Below are 15806 nucleotides of genomic sequence, written 5' to 3' on the forward strand. Positions count from 1 at the left end.
GACGTTGAACACCATTTCGCGATTCGCACTGCTGGCCCTGGTTGCCAGTCTCGCCGCCTGTTCGGTGCTTGAGAGCGACAAGATCGACTACAAGAGCGCCGGCAAGGCTCCCACCCTCGAAGTGCCGCCGGACCTGACGCAACTGTCGCGCGACAACCGCTATGCGGTGCCGGGCGGCGCCGTCACGGCGAACAGCTACCAGGCAGGGCTGGCCAACGCACCCGGCCTTCCGACCGCGGTCAGCAACATCGGCGACGTGCGCATGGAGCGCTCGGGCTCGCAACGCTGGCTGGTCATCAACCGGCCCGCCGACCAGCTCTGGGATCCCGTCAAGGACTTCTGGCAGGAGAGCGGCTTCCTGATCACCACCGAGCAGCGCAACCTCGGCATCATGGAAACCGATTGGGCCGAGAACCGCGCCAAGCTGCCGCAGGACATCATCCGGGGAACGCTCGGCAAGCTGGTCGAGTCGATGTATTCGACCGGCGAGCTCGACCGCTTCCGCACGCGCATGGAGCGCACGCCCAACGGTACCGAGATCTTCGTCAGCCATCGCGGCATGCAAGAGGTCTACAGCAGCTCCCGCCAGGACCAGACGGTGTGGCAGCCCCGTCCCAGCGACCCTGAACTCGAGGCCGAATTCCTGCGCCGCCTGATGGTGAAGCTCGGCGTCTCGCAAGAGCAATCCAAGGTGATTGCCGCAGCCGGCGCGCCGGTCCAGACCGCTCGCGTTGCCAACGTCGGCGGCCAGCCGGTGGTTCAGATCAGCGAAGGCTTCGAGCGCGCATGGCGCCGCGTCGGCCTGGCGCTGGACCGCACCGGCTTCACCGTCGAAGACCGTGACCGCACCGCCGGCACGTACTTCGTTCGCTATGTGCCGCCGAACCCGAACAAGAGTGACCCTGGCTTCTTCGGCAAGCTATTCACCTTCGGTTCGGGCAAGACCGAAGCGCCGCTCAAGTTCCGCATCCTGGTCAAGGGCCAGGGCGATGCGAGCAGCACGGTATCGGTGCTCGACGGCAACGGCGCACCGGACACGTCCGCCAACGCCCAGCGCATCGTTCAAGTCATCGCCGACGACCTGAAATAAGGCCTTGCCGATGCTGCGCTTCCGCAGTCTGGGCAGCGGCAGCACCGGCAACGCCACGCTGGTCGAGGCGACCAGCGGCGGGCGGACTTCGAGGCTCCTGATCGACTGCGGCTTCACGCTGCGTCACCTGGACGCCCGGCTCGCCCGGGCGGGCCTCGCAGCCGCGGATATCGACGCGGTCTTCATCACGCACGAGCACGGCGACCATATCGGTTGCGCGCACGCGCTCTCGCGTCGGGAGCGCATTCCCGTCTGGATGAGCGAAGGCACCTGGCTGGCGACCGGCGCGCGCGATTTTGAAGGCCGCCTCCATCTCGCGCGGGACGGTCTCGACATCCAGGTCGGCGATCTCGTGGTTCAACCCTTCACGGTGCCGCACGATGCGCGCGAACCGCTGCAACTGCGCTGCACCGATGGCGCCCGCAGCCTCGGCGTGCTGACCGACCTTGGCCATGCCACGCCGCATGTGCTGGGCCGACTCATGGGACTCGACGGGCTGCTCCTCGAGTTCAATCATGATGGCGACATGCTGGCCGGCTCGGCCTACCCGCCCTTCCTCAAGCAGCGCGTCGGCGGCAACTATGGCCATCTCTCGAATGCAGCAGCCGCAGCGATTGCAAGGACGGTGCTGCACTCCGGTCTGCGCCACGTGCTGGGCGCGCATCTGAGCGAGCAGAACAACCGGCCCGACATCGTGCGGCGCGCAATGGCCGAAGCATTGGGCTCGAACGAGGATGAGATGCTCACAGCCACCGCGGCCGAAGGCTCGCCATGGCTCGACCTCTGAAACTTCGAGCGCATGAAAAAGGCCGCCCGAAGGCGGCCTTTTTCATGTTGCAGTTGCTGTTGGAAGCGTAGGCGCAGCCCAGAGGCTCAAGGCTTCGCTGGCGGGGTTTCCGCATTCTTCTTGGCTGCCTCCGTCGCGGCGTTGGCGGCATCGAGCGCAGACGACGCATTGGGTGACGGGGTCGCCGATGCATCAGGTGCCGGCGCGGGCGCAGGCGCGGCAGGCGGAGCGACCTGGGCAGGCGGCGGCGCGACCACTGCCGGTGGCTCTTCCTTCTTTCCGCATGCGGTCAGTGCGGCAGCGGCGATCAGCGAAGCAAGCAATACATACTTCTTCATTACATGACTCCTTTGGATGAAGGTCTCAAAGAAAAAATTCTAGACCTGCACCCTCCGCGGAATATGTATCGGGGTGCGATTCGCGGCATTGGCTTACAAGCCGAGCGTCGAAGCGGGGAAGGCGGGCCGCGCATGTCGCAGGCACTCGTCGAGCCGTTCGCGCAACGCGCGCCGACTGTCGGGCTCGCGTCCGCAAACGCCGCGGCCATGATCGATGTCGATGCGATGCAAAAACCATGACGGCGTCCAGACCGCACTCTGCACCTCCGGCAGACCCGGTCCGCTGCAAGCCCGGCACTCGATGATGTGGCTCCACATGCGCCGCCAGTGCACGAAGCGCGCATGTTCGCGCTCGAAGACATCGAATCGCTGCGCCAGCAACACGAAGCGGCGTCCCGCCGCAGACCAGGCCTGAAGCGCATCGACCATGGCACGTTCGCCCAACGGCCAGTCGTCGAAATCGGGGTCGCTCAGGACGATTTCACGCCAGTTCTGCCGGGCAGCTGCTGAAAGAGCCGTCTGCAGATGCGCGTGGAATGCGTGGCGCCCATCGAATTTGCCGTCGGGCAATTCGGCAGCAGATGATTCATTCGGCATGCACCCACCCTGCTTCGCACCAGTCGCTCAGGAGCGCGAGCGCGTCTTGGCTCGCGCTCGCGAGGTCGCGTGGCCCGAGCGCTCGCTGGTCCGCGAGGCGCCGCATCAGCTTGGCATCGCGGCCGGAGGCTCGAAAGCTCTCGCCGTTGATATAGAGATGCCGCTCGTCGTAGAGCATGCGCGTGCGGCGATCGAGGGCGACCGCATTCAGTTCGGGCGGCGTCTCGCCTTGGTCGAACCAGACCGTCGGCTTGGGTTCGGTCATCGATTCGCCGAGCGCGCGGTCGATGATGTTGCCATCGCGCATGACGGCCAGCACCGCATCGCGCGCAAATGCCTGCAACGCGGATGGCATCGCAGCCGGTGTGTCGAGCGCGGGCTGGGATGGATCGCGATAGTGCACCGCGGCCTGCGCCGCGGCGTCCTGCACGGCATCGGCCTGGGCCTCTGCGATGCGCGCGAGCAGGTCCGCGCCGAGCGGGGCAGCGGCCGGCGAGCGAAGGCCGATGGAATAGGTCATGCAGTCGTCGCCCTCTGCCACGCCATCATGGGCGTAGCGCGGCGGCAGATAGAGCATGTCGCCCGCCTCCAGCACGAAGCTCTGCTCGGGCTCGAACTGGGCGAGGATCTTGAGCGGCACATTCGGGTGCAGACGCAAATCGCGCTGCCTGCCGATCGACCAGCGGCGTCGCCCCTGTGCCTGCAGCAGGAACACGTCGTAGCTGTCGAAATGCGCGCCCACGCCGCCCGTGTCGCTCGCGTAGCTGATCATCACGTCGTCGAGGCGGGCATCGGGAACAAATCGGAACTGCTGCAACAATTCATGCACACCTTGGTGATGCAGGTCGACGCCCTGAACCAGCAGCGTCCAGCCGGGTTGCTTGAGCGAAGGCAGCCCGCGGCGCGCGAAAGGGCCATGCTTGAGCGTCCACCCCGTCTTGCCATGCCGGATGAGGCGCGACTCGACGTCCTCGCGGGCAGCCAAATCGAACAGATCGGGACGCACAATCGGTGGCACCATCGCGGGCACGGCCTGGCGAACCAGCAGTGGCTTCTTTTGCCAGTGGCGGCGCATGAATTGCTGGGCGCTCAGTCCACCGAGCAAGGTCAAGGGTTGATCAATCTCCATGGGAGAATTCTCGTATGGAAATCTCTGAACAATGCGTGGTCGGCCTGACCTGGACGCTGAAAGACACGCTGGGCGAAGTTCTGGACGTGCTCGATGACCCTGTCGAATTCCTGGTCGGTGGCGACGACCTCTTCGAGGCCATCGAGGCCGCGCTCATGGGCCATGGTCCGGGCGCCAGGGTGCAGCTTCAACTCGAACCCGAACAGGCTTTCGGCGACTTCAACGACCAATTGCTCTTCCTCGAGCCTCGCAAACTGTTTCCCGAAGGCACCGAAGAAGGCATGACTTTCGATGGTGCCGCCTTGCCGCAAGGCACGAACCCGGACATGCCCAAGGACGTGCTCTACACGGTGAGCGAAATCTATCCGGACCACCTGGTGCTGGACGGGAACCACCCGCTGGCAGGCATCGCGATCCGGCTGGACATGACCGTGAAATCGGTGCGCGAAGCGACCGAAGAAGAAATCGGGCGCGGCACGGCAGGCACCGGCTTCTTCAAGGTGCCCAACACGGCGCCGGGCAACGATCTGCTCCACTGATTCCCGTCAAGCGCGCATGAAAAAGCCGGGCATTGCCCGGCTTTTCGCGTTGGCGCCTCGCGAGATCAGAAGCGTGAAATCTGCCCATTGTCGATGCGGACGCGATCGCCGATGCGAAGGTCGCCGGGCGACGGCACGTCGAATGCACGGTATCCACCGTTGTCGGTCTGGACGGAGACGCGATAGCTCTCGTAGGCGCGCGGACCGTTGCGATTGGACTCGATGCTGTTGCCGAGCAGCGCGCCTCCGACCACGCCCGCGACGGTCGCTGCGGTCCGGCCGTTGCCCTTGCCGATCTGGTTGCCGGCCACGCCGCCGAGCAGACCACCGGCGATGGCCCCGACACCGCTGGAGCCAGTCCCGGCAGTTTCGCTCCGGAGAACTTCGATGTTGGCCACGCGGCCGTACTCAACGTACGGGCCTTGCGCCATCGGCTGGACCGGCTGGTACGGATAGCGGGAGGTCTGGTAGACCGGCGCAGGCGCCACACAGGCGGTCAACGTGGCGAGAGCGACGAGCGAAGCGCCGACGGAAAGCGAACGAATAGGGATTTTCATGATGTAGTTCCTCAAAACGGCGCGGCGATTCGCACCCTGCATGTGGGATTAACGCAGCGCAGGCGCGCCGGATGACCTTGAACACATGTTGAAACCTTCGACGCGCAACGCCGTCTCCGGTTCCATTCTTTACGCGTGGGTGCGCCTTGCGCGCTCTTGAAGGACCGGGCCTACAGCAGCCCTCTCACCCAGCGCTCAGTGCTTGCCGGTCGAACCGTAGCCGCCCTCACCGCGCTCGCTGGGCGGGAATTCGGCGACGACGTTGAACTGCGCTTGCACGACCGGAACGATCACCAGCTGGGCCAGCCGCTCCATGGGCTGCAGCACGAAAGGCGTGTCGCTGCGGTTCCATGCGCTGACCTTGAGTTCGCCCTGATAGTCGCTGTCGATCAGGCCGACCAGGTTGCCCAGAACGATGCCGTGTTTGTGCCCGAGACCCGAGCGCGGCAGGATCATGGCCGCAAAGCGAGGGTCGGCCAGATGGATCGCGATGCCCGTTCCCACCAGCTGCCACGCATTCGGCTCCAGCGTGATGGGCGCATCGAGACAGGCCCTCAGGTCCAGTCCGGCACTGCCGGGAGTTGCATAGGCCGGCAGTTGGTCCTGCATGCGGGGATCGAGGATTCGGACGTCGACTTTCACTGATAGCGCCTTTGATTTTGCGATGGCTGTTGATTCATGGGTGCAGCCCGGCGGGCAAACGGGCCGCGATCTCCGCGACCAGCTCGCGCGCGAGCGTGAGCTTGGGTGCGCGTGGCAGTTCCCGCACGCCCTTGGCATCGACCAGCAACAAGCTGTTGTGGTCCTGCCCGAACGTGAGCGGCCCGATGTTGCCGACCAGAAGTGGAATGCCCTTGCGCTCGCGCTTGGCTTTGGCATGTTCCGCGAGGTTTTCACTTTCGGCAGCAAAACCTACGCAGAACAACTGACCGCCCTTGGCGCGCGCGCCCTGGGCGACGGTCAGGAGGATGTCCTCGTTCTCGACGAACTGCAGCACCGGCGGCTTGCCGCTGCCGTCCTTCTTGATCTTCTGCTCGCTGTGCGCGGCCGGGCGCCAGTCGGCCACGGCGGCGGTCGCGACGAAGATCGACGCGGTCTGCACTGAATGCAGAGTGGCTTCGAGCATCTGCTGTGCCGACAGCACGTCGACACGGCGAACTCCACGCGGCGTCGGCAGGTGCACCGGACCGGCCACCAGCGTGACCTCGGCGCCGGCATCGCGCGCGGCGCGGGCGATGGCGAAGCCCATCTTGCCGGACGAGTGGTTCGTGATGCCGCGAATCGGATCGAGCGCCTCGAAGGTCGGCCCGGCTGTCACGACGACATGCTGGCCCGCCAGCACCTTGGGCTGGAACTGGGCGATGACTTCGTCCAGCAGTTGGTCGGCTTCGAGCATGCGGCCATCCCCTGTCTCGCCGCAGGCCTGCCAGCCATTGCCCACGCCCAATACGCGGGCGCCGTCGGCGTCGACCTGCCGCAGGTTGCGCTGCGTCGCAGGATGGCTCCACATCTCGCGGTTCATGGCCGGCGCGATCAGCAAGGGCACCCGGTCCACCGGACGCGCGAGGCACATGAGGCTCAGGAGTTCGTCGGACCGCCCCTGCACCAGCCGCGCGATGAAATCGGCGCTGGCAGGCGCCAGCACGATTGCATCCGCCTCGCGGCTCAGGTTGATGTGGGGCATGTTGTTTACCTCGCGCACGTCCCACTGCGAGGTGTAGACGGGGCGCCCGGACAACGCCTGCATCGTCACCGGCGTGATGAACTGCGCTGCCGCCTCGGTCATCACGACCTGCACGGTGGCGCCGGCCTTGACCAGCAGCCGGCAGAATTCGGCCGACTTGTAGCAGGCGATGCCCCCGGTGAGCCCCAAAACGATGTGTTTGCCTGCGAGTTCTTGCATGGCCGGCAGTGTAAAGGGGCAAGTGCCCCCACCTATAATCCCTATTTCCCACTTCCCGGACCTGCACGTTCGGAACTGGCATGACCAAATTCGTCTTCGTCACCGGTGGTGTGGTGTCTTCCCTGGGCAAGGGAATCGCCTCCGCCTCGCTCGCCGCGATCCTCGAGTCGCGCGGCCTCAAAGTCACCCTCATCAAGCTGGACCCCTACATCAACGTCGACCCCGGCACGATGTCGCCGTTCCAGCATGGCGAAGTCTTCGTCACCGACGACGGCGCCGAAACCGACCTCGATCTCGGCCACTACGAGCGCTTCATCACGACGCGCATGCGCCGCGCGAACAACTTCACCACGGGCCAGATCTACAAGACCGTGCTCGAGAAGGAGCGCCGCGGCGACTATCTCGGCAAGACGGTGCAGGTGATTCCGCACATCACCAACGAGATCCAGGAATACGTCAAGCGCGGCGCCGGCATCGGCACGGCCCACGAAGTCGACGTGGCCATCGTCGAGATCGGGGGCACGGTCGGCGACATCGAGTCGCTCCCCTTCCTTGAAGCCGTGCGCCAGATGAGCCTTCGCATGGGCCCGAACAATTCGGCCTTCGTGCATCTGAGCTACGTGCCGTGGATCGCCGCCGCCGGCGAACTCAAGACCAAGCCGACGCAGCATACGGCGCAAAAGCTCCGCGAAATCGGCATCCAGGCCGACGCCCTGCTGTGCCGCGCCGACCGGCCGATTCCTGACGACGAGCGCGCCAAGATCTCGCTCTTCTCCAATGTGCCCGAGTGGGGCGTGATCTCGATGTGGGACGTGGACACCATCTACAAGGTGCCTCGCATGCTGCACGAGCAGGGTCTGGACGGCCTGATCTGCGACAAGCTGCGCATCAACACGCCGCCTGCCAAGCTCACGCGCTGGGACGATCTGGTCTACGAAGTCGAGCATCCGCAGAAGGAAGTGTCGATCGCCATGGTCGGCAAGTACGTGGACCTGTCCGACAGCTACAAGTCGCTGAACGAGGCGCTGCGCCACGCCGGCATGAAGAACCATGCCCGCGTCAAGATCGACTACATCGACTCCGAGACCATCACGCGCGAGGACGTAGCCCGGCTCGCCAAGTACGACGCGATTCTCGTTCCGGGCGGCTTTGGCCAGCGCGGCGTCGAAGGCAAGATCTCGGCGGCGCGTTTCGCCCGCGAAACCAAGGTTCCGTACCTGGGCATCTGCCTCGGCATGCAGGTCGCGACCATCGAGTACGCGCGCAACGTCGCGGGCCTCAAGAACGCCAACAGCACCGAGTTCGACCCCGAAACGCCCTGCCCCGTGATCGCGCTGATCACCGAGTGGAAGGACAGCGACGGCACGGTCAAGGTGCGAGACGAGAAGTCCGACCTCGGTGGCACCATGCGCCTGGGCGCACAAAGCTCCGACGTGGCGCCGGGCACCCTCGCCCACAGCATCTACGGCGACGTCGTGACCGAACGGCACCGCCATCGCTACGAAGCCAACGTCAACTACCTCGACGAGCTGCGCCGTGCGGGCCTGGTGATTTCGGCGCTCACCCAGCGCGAGCACCTGACGGAGATCGTCGAACTGCCGCAGAACGTGCACCCGTGGTTCATGGGCGTGCAGTTCCACCCCGAATTCAAGTCGACCCCCTGGGGTGGCCACCCGTTGTTCAACGCATTCATCAAGGCTGCGCTCGAACATCAGAATGCGGACTCGGACAAGAAGGCATTGAAGGTGGTTGCATGAAGCTGTGCGGATTCGACATCGGGCTCGACAAGCCTTTCTTCCTGATCGCGGGTCCCTGTGTGGTCGAGTCCGAGCAGTTGCAGATGGACACAGCGGGCACGCTGAAGGAAATCACTTCCTCGCTCGGCATTCCCTTCATCTTCAAGAGCAGCTTCGACAAGGCCAACCGCTCGTCCGGCACCAGCTTTCGTGGCCCGGGGCGTGACAAGGGCCTGGACATCCTCGCCAAGGTCAAGCGCGAACTGGGCCTGCCGGTGCTGACCGATGTACACACCGAGGACGACATCACGGCAGCCGCCCAGGTGGTCGACGTGCTGCAGACGCCAGCCTTCCTCTGCCGCCAAACCGATTTCATTCGTGCGGTGGCGCAGTCGGGCAAGCCGGTCAACATCAAGAAGGGCCAGTTCCTCGCGCCGCACGACATGAAGAACGTGATCGACAAGGCGCGTGCGGCGGCCAAGGAAAAAGGCCTGCCCGAAGACAGCTTCATGGCCTGCGAACGCGGCGCGAGCTTTGGCTACAACAACCTCGTCTCCGACATGCGCTCGCTCGCAATCATGCGCGAGACGGGCGCGCCGGTGGTCTTCGACGCCACGCACTCGGTGCAGTTGCCCGGCGGCCAGGGCACGAGTTCCGGCGGCCAGCGCGAGATGGTGCCCGTTCTGTCGCGTGCCGCCGTCGCGGTAGGCGTGGCCGGCTTGTTCATGGAAACCCACCCGGACCCTGCCAAGGCGCTCAGCGACGGCCCCAATGCCGTGCCGCTCAAGCACATGAAGGCGCTGCTCGAGACGCTGCTGGCGCTCGACGGCGTCACCAAGAAAAACGCATTCCTAGAGGACATTTTTCAACAATGACCAGTGCCTACATCATCGCCAACGTCGAAGTCACGAATCCGACGCAGTACGAGGAATACAAGAAGTGGTCCACCGAGGCCATGAAGGTACACGGTGCCGAAGTCTGCGTGCGCGGCGGCAAGGTCGAAGTGCTCGAAGGCGACTGGAATCCCCAGCGCCTCGTGATCCTCAAGTTCCCGACCGTCGAGGCTGCAAAGAAATTCAATGACTCGCCCGAATACGGCAAGGCACGTGCCGCGCGCCAAGGCGCGGCGATCATGCGCATGATCGTGGTCGAGGGCGTTTGACAGGCTGAGTTTCAGGTTTTGAGTGCTGGGTGATTAACTTTTAGGTTTTTTCGGAGCAAGAGAACAATGAGTGCAATCGTTGACATCGTCGGGCGTGAAATCCTCGACAGCCGCGGCAACCCCACCGTCGAATGCGACGTGTTGCTCGAATCGGGCACCATGGGCCGTGCGGCGGTTCCGTCGGGCGCATCGACCGGCTCGCGCGAAGCCATCGAGCTGCGCGACGGCGACAAGAGCCGCTATCTCGGCAAAGGCGTGCTCAAGGCCGTCGAGAACATCAACACCGAGATCTCCGAGGCCGTGCTGGGCCTCGACGCGAGCGAGCAGGCCTTTCTCGACCGCACGCTGAACGACCTCGACGGCACCGACAACAAGGCACGCCTGGGCGCCAATGCGACCCTGGCCGTGTCGATGGCCGTGGCTCGCGCCGCTGCCGAAGAATCGGGTCTGCCGCTGTACCGCTACTTCGGCGGCATGGGCGGCATGCAGCTGCCCGTGCCGATGATGAACGTCATCAACGGCGGCGCGCACGCGAACAACAGCCTGGATCTGCAGGAATTCATGATCATCCCCGTGGGCGCCAAGAGCTTCCGCGAGGCCGTGCGCTATGGCGCCGAGGTGTTCCACGCGCTCAAGAAGATCCTGGGCGACCGCGGCATCAGCACCGCCGTGGGCGACGAAGGCGGTTTCGCGCCGAGCGTCGAGAGCCATGAAGCCGCGATCCAGCTGATCCTCGAAGCCATCGACAAGGCCGGCTACACCGCCGGCGAGCAGATCGCCCTGGGCCTGGACTGTGCCGCGAGCGAGTTCTACAAGGACGGCAAGTACCTGCTCTCCGGCGAGAACCTCAGCCTCACCGCAGAAAGCTGGACCGACATGCTCGCGACCTGGGTCGACAAATACCCGATCATCAGCATCGAGGACGGCATGCACGAAGGCGACTGGGATGGCTGGAAGCACCTGACCGAACGTCTCGGCAAGCGCGTGCAGCTGGTCGGCGACGACCTGTTCGTGACCAACACGAAGATCCTGCAGGAAGGCATCGACAAGGGCATCGCCAACTCGATCCTCATCAAGATCAACCAGATCGGTACCCTGACCGAGACCTTCGCCGCCATCGAGATGGCCAAGCGCGCGGGCTACACGGCAGTGATCAGCCACCGTTCGGGTGAGACCGAGGACAGCACCATCGCCGACATCGCGGTCGGCACCAATGCTGGCCAGATCAAGACCGGCTCGCTGTCGCGCTCGGACCGCATCGCCAAGTACAACCAGCTTCTGCGCATCGAAGAAGACCTCGGCGACGTCGCGTCGTACCCCGGTCGCGCCGCCTTCTACAACCTGCGCTGATCTTCCCGGGATCAGGCGCCATGCGATCGCGCATCGTCCCGATCATCCTGGTCCTCGTGCTGCTGATACTCCAGTGGCAGCTGTGGACCGGGCGCGGCAGCGTGCGCGAGGTGGCGCAGCTGCAGGAAAAGCTGGCTGACCAGAAGGAAGCCAACGCCCGCGCCGCCTTGAACAACGAACGCCTTGCCAACGAGGTCAACGACCTCAAGGAGGGGCTGGAGATGGTCGAGGAACGTGCCCGGCAGGAGCTCGGCATGGTCAAGCCCAACGAAGTCTTCGTGCAGATCACGCGCTGAATGGCATCGCTCCCGGCGGCCGCATGACGCCCGATCTCCCCGCTGGCTGCGTTATCGCGCTGCTTGGCGCCCAAGGCACCGGCAAGACCGAACTCGCGAACGCGCTCGCCGCGCGGCTCTCGCAACGCGACATCGTGGCCACACTGGTCGCGGACGTCTCGCACGAATGGCAGATGCGCGAACGGCGCGCCCCGGACACCGCCGAACTGGCGGCCATCGCCCGCGAACAGACACGCCGCATCGCATCCGCGGCCGAGCAAGGCGTGGTCGTGGCCGACACGACGGCCCTGGTGGCCGCGGTCCATCACGACATCCTTCTTGGCGAGGACGCGCTTTACGCGAACGCGCTGACGGCGCATCGCGGTTATGCCATCACGCTCCTCATGGCGCTCGACCTGCCGAATGTCGGCGACGACGCGCAACGCGATCGAGTGGATGCATCGTTGCGCGCAGCCCTCGCCCGCGCGGGAGCACCCTATTCCGTGATTCACGGCCGTGGACCGGATCGGCTCGCTGGCGCATGGAATGCCATCAACGCCAGCGCCGAAGCCGCGGGCAATGCGTCGGGCAGGGGCAGCCCCAACGCCGAGCAGCGCCCATGGTTCTGGCCTTGCGACAAGTGTTCCGACCCTGCGTGCGAGCACAGGCTGTTCAGCGATCTCGTGGCCCGGCGGCCCTAGGCCACAGCCCCCCCAGACCCATGGCAAGTTCATCGCACCTCCGCTTTCGCATCGCCACCTCCCTGGCCTCGGCATGCTTCTTCTGCGCATCGGCGTGGGGCGCACCCGCCACCGTGACCGTCGAAAACCAGACGCGCCCCACGGCCTGTGCAGAGGAGGACAACGTGTCGATGACCCTCAGCGCCCGGGGCATCACCCGATTCCGGGTCGAAGCGCTGCCGCCGCCCTACCTGGCCGACATCAAGGCCGACGTCACGGCGCCCGACTTCTCCAACTGCAACTTCGACGGCGGTGCGCATCCCACCGACCCGAGCTTCCCATTCAAGCCGCGCCGGGTCGTGTTCCATGACGGCAAGGACTGGATGGTCGTCGGCCTCACGCTGCCCAGTTTCTGGCGGCCGCACCGGGTGCCGGTGCGTGTCGGCAAGCGCACGGAGGACGACATCCATCTGCTGCAGGTCTATGCGAAGAAGGCCGGTGCCAAGCCCCTCGAAGCGCTTGTGATGTATCCGGCCGACGGCTACTGGCGCCTCAAGCCGCTTCCGCTGGCCCGCTTCGGTGACGGCGTGTACGGCTCATCCTTCCTGATGGGGCCGGTCGAGACCGATGGCCGGCCGGTGGTGAACATCGCATCGATCGACGTCAGTACGCAGCCGCTCGCCTTCCATGTCCGCTTCGCCGATGGCGGCCGCGCAGACGTGAAGGTCGCGGAGATCAGCGAGAAACGCACGGCGCTCGATGTTTCCCTGAAGCCGGCGACACGAAGCGACCGGCCCTTCGCGATGCTGCGCTCGATGTATGTGGCCGCCGACAACGCGGACATGAGCGCAATAAGCTGGCAGGCAAGCCCCACTTCGGCGTTGCGGACGCAGGACCTGCCCTCGGTCTCCAGGCTCGAGGCAACGATGGTCCGCTTCGGCCGGACGGTCCCCTCGCGCCACAACACCAGCGCGCCGGACATCCGCTTCAGTCGCTTCGAGGCCGAAACGGGACGCTCCGCGCCCAAGCCATGAAAGTTGAATCAGGTCCTGTGCCGACCGGCAGGAAGCCCGATGCGTTCGAGATGAGGGTGCGGTTCATCTGCGGCGCGCTGTTCGGACTGGTCGTCGGCGTGGGCCTGTGCGTCAGCCTGTGGCCGCTCGGTGTCCTGGGCCTGAGTGCGCTCGTGGCGCTCGCCGTCGTTGGATGCGGCCTGGGCGCCGCGCGGTTCGGGGACCGGTTCTGGGCCCGTGTTCGCTGGTTGCAGCCCTATTGAACCACCGCCGTGCCCGGCATCTGATCTCCCGGCGCGGTAAAGATCTGCGCGGCATCAACCGCATCGAAGCGGTACTGCTTTCCGCAGAAGTCGCAGCCGACCTCGATGTCGCCTCGCTCGGCGAGGATGCTGTCCGCTTCCTCGACCCCGAGCCCGCGGATCATGTTCGCCACCCTCGTGCGCCCGCACGTGCATGCGAAATGCGGTCCCAGCAGGCCCGCCTGTGGCTCGAAGCGCAACAGCTTCTCCTCCCAGAACAGGCGGCGCAGGATGGTGTCGACGTCCAGCGTGAGCAGTTCGTCGCGTGTCAGGCTCGACGCAAGGATCGAGATGCGGTTGTAGTCCTCGTTGCGGCCGATCTCGTCCTCGTTGGATTGGTCGTGATCGCTTCCGGATGTGCCTTCGAGGTTGGCTTCGCCCTTGACCGGCAGGCGCTGGATCAGAAGGCCGGCAGCCACCTTGTCGTCGGCCGCCAGCACGAGCGTCGTATCGAGCTGTTCGCTTTGCAGCATGTAGTGCTGCAGCACGTCGCTCAGCCGGTCGAGTTTCTCGCCGCGATCACCGAACAGCGGCACCACGCCCTGGTAGGGCTGCTGGCCCGGCAGCTTGTCCTTCGGGTCGAGCGTGATTGCGCAGCGGCCCTTGTTCCTGACGTTGACCATGTCGGGCAGGCGTGCATCGGCGGCGAGATCCCCCACCACCTTGGCCGTGGCGCGCAGGCTGAGATCGGGCTTCACTTCCGCGACCGCGATCTTGACCGGGCCGTCGCCGAAGATCTGGAGGATGAGCGCGCCGTTGAACTTGATGTTGGCCTGCATCAGCGTGGCGGCAGCCGTCATTTCGCCCAACAACTCGGCCACGGGGGCCGGATAGGCTCCGGTGCCCGTGTTGGAGGCGCGGCGCGCCAGGATTTCCTGCCAGGCATCGGTCAGGCGCACGATCATGCCGCGCACCGGCAGGCCGTCGAACAGGAACTTGTGCAACTCGCTCAATTGAGACTCGCTCTCCCGCCTCTTCAGGCGATTTTCTTGAGGCCCTTCGCGAAGCGACGGCCGTTTTCAATATAGTGCTCGGCACCGTGCCGAAGCTTTTCGGCAGCGGCATCGTCGAGCGTGCGCACCACCTTGGCCGGCGATCCGATGATGAGCGAGTTGTCGGGAAACTCCTTGCCCTCGGTCACGACGCTGCCGGCGCCAACGATGGAATTGCGGCCGATCTTCGCGTTATTCAAGATCACCGCCTGAATGCCGATGAGCGAGTTGTCGCCGATCGTGCAGCCGTGCAGCATGACCTGGTGGCCGATCGTCACGTTGTCGCCGATGGTCAGCGGGCAGCCTGGGTCGGAATGAAGCATCGACAGATCCTGCACATTGCTGTTGCGCCCGATGCGCATCGCCTCGTTGTCGCCCCGCAGCACTGCGCCGAACCAGACGCTCGCGTTCTCGGCCAGCACGACGTTGCCCATGACCTGCGCGCTGTCGGCGACCCAGGCGCCTTCGCCGAGTTGGGGCGCTACGCCATCGAGTTCGTAAAGGGCCATCGCGGTGTCTCCAGAGATCGAAAACCTAGAATTGTAGGGATGCACCTCCGCCTTGGCGCCCTGGCCGCTCTGCGCCTCACCGATCCCGACCTCAAGGTGGCCGCGACACGTGCCACATTCGCGCAATCGGCCCTGCACCCGATGCCCGCGGAGCCCGTCCGCACCGAGGGCGACGAAACCGGCGTGCCGGGCCGTCCGGAGCGGCCGCTTCGCGTCTCCGCCACCGAGGTTGAGAAGCGGTCGCCCTTCACGACGGAAGGACGCGCCGCGCTGATCCACTCGATCTGCCATATCGAGTTCAACGCGATCAACCTCGCGCTGGACGCAGCCTGGCGCTTCGACGGCATGCCGGAGGCCTACTACCGCGACTGGCTGCGCGTGGCCGACGAGGAAGCCCACCACTTCACGCTGCTGCACGACCACCTTCGCAGCATGGGCTACCGCTACGGCGATTTCACCGGGCACGACGGCCTGTGGAACATGTGCGAGAAGACGAGGAACGACGTGGTCGCCCGCATGGCGCTGGTGCCGCGCACCCTCGAAGCACGCGGCCTGGACGCGACGCCGTTGATCCAGGCCAAGCTGCGCCGCGTGAACACGCCGGACGCACTGGCAGCCTGCGCAATCCTCGACATCATCCTGCGCGACGAAGTCGGCCACGTGGCGATCGGCAACCACTGGTATCGCTGGTTGTGCGAGCGCGAGGGCCTCGACCCGATCGCGCTCTACCGCGTGCTGTATCGACGCCACGAGGCGCCGCGCCTGCGCGCGCCGTTCAACCTGGAGGCCCGCGCCCGCGCCGGCTTCACGGACGAAGAGCTGCAGGCGCTGTCGCAGACCTGAGCAC

20 protein-coding genes are annotated in these 15806 nt (G+C 65.3%); 12 read left to right on the forward strand and 8 right to left on the reverse strand.

All coding sequences use genetic code 11. The features are described 5' to 3' along the window. The first annotated feature begins 4 nt into the window (after positions 1-4). Entirely contained in the window at positions 5-1090 is a 1086-nt protein-coding gene (bamC, locus tag QTH90_RS18145) for an NlpB/DapX family lipoprotein (RefSeq protein ID WP_286665956.1), read from the forward strand. Between the two features lie 10 nt (positions 1091-1100). Further along, positions 1101-1877, forward strand: a complete 777-nt coding sequence (locus QTH90_RS18150) for an MBL fold metallo-hydrolase (protein ID WP_286665957.1) — start codon at positions 1101-1103, stop codon at positions 1875-1877. Positions 1878-1963: 86 nt separating this feature from the next. On the opposite strand, the gene QTH90_RS18155 is transcribed toward QTH90_RS18150, so the two are convergent. The 3 genes from QTH90_RS18155 to QTH90_RS18165 all read right to left on the reverse strand — a co-directional run bounded on the left by QTH90_RS18155 (position 1964) and on the right by QTH90_RS18165 (position 3941). Continuing rightward, the gene (locus QTH90_RS18155) at positions 1964-2215 is read right to left on the reverse strand and encodes a hypothetical protein (RefSeq protein ID WP_286665958.1); all 252 of its coding nucleotides are present in this window, start codon (positions 2213-2215) and stop codon (positions 1964-1966) included. Between the two features lie 93 nt (positions 2216-2308). Next, complete coding sequence (locus QTH90_RS18160; RefSeq protein ID WP_286665959.1) at positions 2309-2812, reverse strand: hypothetical protein; 504 nt, start codon at positions 2810-2812, stop codon at positions 2309-2311. Next, positions 2802-3941, reverse strand: coding sequence for a JmjC domain-containing protein (locus QTH90_RS18165; RefSeq protein WP_286665960.1), 1140 nt, complete (start codon positions 3939-3941; stop codon positions 2802-2804). Before QTH90_RS18165 ends, QTH90_RS18160 begins: the two co-directional genes overlap by 11 nt. A gap of 14 nt (positions 3942-3955) precedes the next feature. Between QTH90_RS18165 and QTH90_RS18170 the strand changes: the two genes are divergently transcribed. Beyond that, on the forward strand, positions 3956-4480 hold the full coding sequence (locus QTH90_RS18170; protein ID WP_286665961.1) for an FKBP-type peptidyl-prolyl cis-trans isomerase: 525 nt from the start codon (positions 3956-3958) through the stop codon (positions 4478-4480). Between the two features lie 65 nt (positions 4481-4545). Here the strand turns inward: QTH90_RS18170 and QTH90_RS18175 are convergent, their stop codons facing one another. The 3 genes from QTH90_RS18175 to coaBC form a co-directional block, all read right to left on the reverse strand. Next, the gene (locus QTH90_RS18175) at positions 4546-5037 is read right to left on the reverse strand and encodes an outer membrane lipoprotein (protein WP_286665962.1); all 492 of its coding nucleotides are present in this window, start codon (positions 5035-5037) and stop codon (positions 4546-4548) included. Between the two features lie 195 nt (positions 5038-5232). Continuing rightward, on the reverse strand, positions 5233-5679 hold the full coding sequence (dut, locus tag QTH90_RS18180; protein WP_286665963.1) for a dUTP diphosphatase: 447 nt from the start codon (positions 5677-5679) through the stop codon (positions 5233-5235). Between the two features lie 34 nt (positions 5680-5713). Continuing rightward, on the reverse strand, positions 5714-6940 hold the full coding sequence (coaBC, locus tag QTH90_RS18185; protein WP_286665964.1) for a bifunctional phosphopantothenoylcysteine decarboxylase/phosphopantothenate--cysteine ligase CoaBC: 1227 nt from the start codon (positions 6938-6940) through the stop codon (positions 5714-5716). An 80-nt stretch (positions 6941-7020) separates the two neighbouring features. Here coaBC and pyrG point away from each other — a divergent pair, with 80 nt between their 5' ends. The 8 genes from pyrG (at position 7021) to QTH90_RS18225 (ending at position 13419) form a co-directional block, all read left to right on the forward strand. Continuing rightward, positions 7021-8697 carry a CTP synthase gene (pyrG, locus tag QTH90_RS18190; RefSeq protein WP_286665965.1) on the forward strand — a complete coding sequence of 559 codons (1677 nt, stop codon included), beginning with the start codon at positions 7021-7023 and terminating at the stop codon, positions 8695-8697. Next, complete coding sequence (kdsA, locus tag QTH90_RS18195; RefSeq protein ID WP_286665966.1) at positions 8694-9551, forward strand: 3-deoxy-8-phosphooctulonate synthase; 858 nt, start codon at positions 8694-8696, stop codon at positions 9549-9551. Before pyrG ends, kdsA begins: the two co-directional genes overlap by 4 nt. After that, on the forward strand, positions 9548-9838 hold the full coding sequence (locus QTH90_RS18200; protein ID WP_286665967.1) for a DUF1330 domain-containing protein: 291 nt from the start codon (positions 9548-9550) through the stop codon (positions 9836-9838). The genes kdsA and QTH90_RS18200 overlap by 4 nt, the downstream gene beginning before the upstream one ends. A 66-nt stretch (positions 9839-9904) precedes the next feature. Continuing rightward, on the forward strand, positions 9905-11188 hold the full coding sequence (gene eno / locus QTH90_RS18205; protein WP_286665968.1) for a phosphopyruvate hydratase: 1284 nt from the start codon (positions 9905-9907) through the stop codon (positions 11186-11188). A 20-nt stretch (positions 11189-11208) separates the two neighbouring features. Continuing rightward, on the forward strand, positions 11209-11484 hold the full coding sequence (ftsB, locus tag QTH90_RS18210) for a cell division protein FtsB (RefSeq protein ID WP_286665969.1): 276 nt from the start codon (positions 11209-11211) through the stop codon (positions 11482-11484). 23 nt (positions 11485-11507) lie between these two features. After that, positions 11508-12164: an AAA family ATPase gene (locus tag QTH90_RS18215; RefSeq protein ID WP_286665970.1), complete on the forward strand. Its 657-nt coding sequence runs from the start codon at positions 11508-11510 to the stop codon at positions 12162-12164. 20 nt (positions 12165-12184) lie between these two features. Beyond that, positions 12185-13177 (forward strand): hypothetical protein, encoded by a 993-nt coding sequence (locus QTH90_RS18220; RefSeq protein ID WP_286665971.1) that lies wholly within the window; start codon positions 12185-12187, stop codon positions 13175-13177. Then, a complete protein-coding gene (locus QTH90_RS18225; protein WP_286665972.1) occupies positions 13174-13419 on the forward strand; it encodes a hypothetical protein in 246 nt (81 codons plus the stop codon). Before QTH90_RS18220 ends, QTH90_RS18225 begins: the two co-directional genes overlap by 4 nt. On the opposite strand, the gene hslO is transcribed toward QTH90_RS18225, so the two are convergent. Both hslO and QTH90_RS18235 read right to left on the reverse strand, forming a co-directional pair. Continuing rightward, positions 13413-14411: an Hsp33 family molecular chaperone HslO gene (gene hslO / locus QTH90_RS18230; protein WP_286665973.1), complete on the reverse strand. Its 999-nt coding sequence runs from the start codon at positions 14409-14411 to the stop codon at positions 13413-13415. The two genes, QTH90_RS18225 and hslO, sit on opposite strands and share 7 nt — an antisense overlap. A gap of 23 nt (positions 14412-14434) precedes the next feature. Beyond that, the gene (locus QTH90_RS18235; protein ID WP_286665974.1) at positions 14435-14959 is read right to left on the reverse strand and encodes a gamma carbonic anhydrase family protein; all 525 of its coding nucleotides are present in this window, start codon (positions 14957-14959) and stop codon (positions 14435-14437) included. Positions 14960-14998: 39 nt separating this feature from the next. On the opposite strand from QTH90_RS18235, the gene QTH90_RS18240 reads away from it, so the two are divergent. Continuing rightward, a complete protein-coding gene (locus QTH90_RS18240; RefSeq protein ID WP_286665975.1) occupies positions 14999-15802 on the forward strand; it encodes a ferritin-like domain-containing protein in 804 nt (267 codons plus the stop codon). Positions 15803-15806 lie beyond the last annotated feature (4 nt).

Origin of the sequence: Variovorax flavidus (genome assembly GCF_030317145.1) — a bacterium.
Classification (GTDB): Bacteria; Pseudomonadota; Gammaproteobacteria; order Burkholderiales; family Burkholderiaceae_C; genus Variovorax; species Variovorax flavidus.

Coding starts and splice junctions, on each gene's coding strand:
- QTH90_RS18225 (WP_286665972.1), top strand. CDS start 13,174: ATGAAAGTTGAATCAGGTCCTGTGCCGACCGGCAGGAAGCCCGATGCG.
- ftsB (WP_286665969.1), top strand. CDS start 11,209: ATGCGATCGCGCATCGTCCCGATCATCCTGGTCCTCGTGCTGCTGATA.
- QTH90_RS18215 (WP_286665970.1), top strand. CDS start 11,508: ATGACGCCCGATCTCCCCGCTGGCTGCGTTATCGCGCTGCTTGGCGCC.
- QTH90_RS18150 (WP_286665957.1), top strand. CDS start 1,101: ATGCTGCGCTTCCGCAGTCTGGGCAGCGGCAGCACCGGCAACGCCACG.
- QTH90_RS18240 (WP_286665975.1), top strand. CDS start 14,999: ATGCACCTCCGCCTTGGCGCCCTGGCCGCTCTGCGCCTCACCGATCCC.
- QTH90_RS18165 (WP_286665960.1), bottom strand. CDS start 3,941: ATGGAGATTGATCAACCCTTGACCTTGCTCGGTGGACTGAGCGCCCAG.
- coaBC (WP_286665964.1), bottom strand. CDS start 6,940: ATGCAAGAACTCGCAGGCAAACACATCGTTTTGGGGCTCACCGGGGGC.
- QTH90_RS18175 (WP_286665962.1), bottom strand. CDS start 5,037: ATGAAAATCCCTATTCGTTCGCTTTCCGTCGGCGCTTCGCTCGTCGCT.
- QTH90_RS18155 (WP_286665958.1), bottom strand. CDS start 2,215: ATGAAGAAGTATGTATTGCTTGCTTCGCTGATCGCCGCTGCCGCACTG.
- QTH90_RS18160 (WP_286665959.1), bottom strand. CDS start 2,812: ATGCCGAATGAATCATCTGCTGCCGAATTGCCCGACGGCAAATTCGAT.
- QTH90_RS18170 (WP_286665961.1), top strand. CDS start 3,956: ATGGAAATCTCTGAACAATGCGTGGTCGGCCTGACCTGGACGCTGAAA.
- pyrG (WP_286665965.1), top strand. CDS start 7,021: ATGACCAAATTCGTCTTCGTCACCGGTGGTGTGGTGTCTTCCCTGGGC.
- eno (WP_286665968.1), top strand. CDS start 9,905: ATGAGTGCAATCGTTGACATCGTCGGGCGTGAAATCCTCGACAGCCGC.
- QTH90_RS18235 (WP_286665974.1), bottom strand. CDS start 14,959: ATGGCCCTTTACGAACTCGATGGCGTAGCGCCCCAACTCGGCGAAGGC.
- kdsA (WP_286665966.1), top strand. CDS start 8,694: ATGAAGCTGTGCGGATTCGACATCGGGCTCGACAAGCCTTTCTTCCTG.
- QTH90_RS18220 (WP_286665971.1), top strand. CDS start 12,185: ATGGCAAGTTCATCGCACCTCCGCTTTCGCATCGCCACCTCCCTGGCC.
- QTH90_RS18200 (WP_286665967.1), top strand. CDS start 9,548: ATGACCAGTGCCTACATCATCGCCAACGTCGAAGTCACGAATCCGACG.